Here is an 884-nt window from a genome sequence, read left to right as displayed (position 1 = left end):
AAAATTGGCTGAAGCTGAAAACGTTTAATTATAATTTGTAATTATGATGAGTTGAAGCATTTTTACACTCTAAAGGCTCTTTAGAAGTTAAATTTTATGGATCAAATAAAAATTTACTCAAAACTATCCGCTATAATAAAGTTTCACGTATCCCTTGTTCTTTGATAAAATTTTAAATTTTTTTTCTGTGTTCTTCTTGATAGATATTGTCCCCCCCCAAACACGGCGCCCCACCGCTCTGCGGTGTGTGCCGTGTTTTCTTTTCTCCCCTTTTAGTTTATTCTCTTTTTATTATCTTTTTTCTTTCTCGATCTTTTTATCTTCTTTAGTTGTTTTTTGTTTGCGTTGTGGCGATAGTTTCTGCGATTGCTCGAATATCTTAAAACTTATAATTATGTCTTTTTGCTAGCTATCGCCACGCAAACACTACGCGGACGAAAAACGCGAAAGCGTTTTGAGCGTGCTGAAGCGTCCTTAATCTAACCTTAATTATTTAACTTTCTCTTTTTTGCTTAATATTCTCTTGTTTAAAACGTTTTAACAAAAACAAGCAAATTTAAAAAAAGTCGAATGACAAAAGAAAGGATAAAAAAATGTTAAGACAAACAATAGACGGACTTTATGCAAAAAGTCTTACTTTTTCTAGTGGTAGTGATGAAGATGCTTTACTTCCGCTTTTAGCTGGCAAAGTTGAAAGTTATTCAGTCTTTGGCGATGGTGGCACTGCTTTAGCTTCAACACCTGATCCACTTAATCGTAAAAATGTGATCGTTGGTGTTAAGACTGCGACTGGTAGAATTTCTACTATGGTAACTGTTCCACACGTTAAAACAAAGTTATATGTTTCAAAATTTTCCTTTCTGATTTTACTTGGAAAATTAGAT

Annotated in this window: 1 protein-coding gene; it reads left to right on the top strand. The window is 33.4% G+C overall.

The window, feature by feature from the left end; all coding sequences use genetic code 11:
- Positions 1 to 593: 593 nt before the first annotated feature.
- On the top strand, positions 594 to 884 hold a 291-nt coding region (locus tag TH67_RS10155; RefSeq protein ID WP_072595455.1), incomplete at its 3' end, for a hypothetical protein.

It is taken from the genome of Campylobacter concisus (assembly GCF_001891085.1).
In the GTDB taxonomy this organism is placed as follows: Bacteria; Campylobacterota; Campylobacteria; order Campylobacterales; family Campylobacteraceae; genus Campylobacter_A; species Campylobacter_A concisus_O.
Note: the sequence above shows the minus strand (reverse complement) of the source record. Positions and strands in the feature narration are given on the sequence as shown.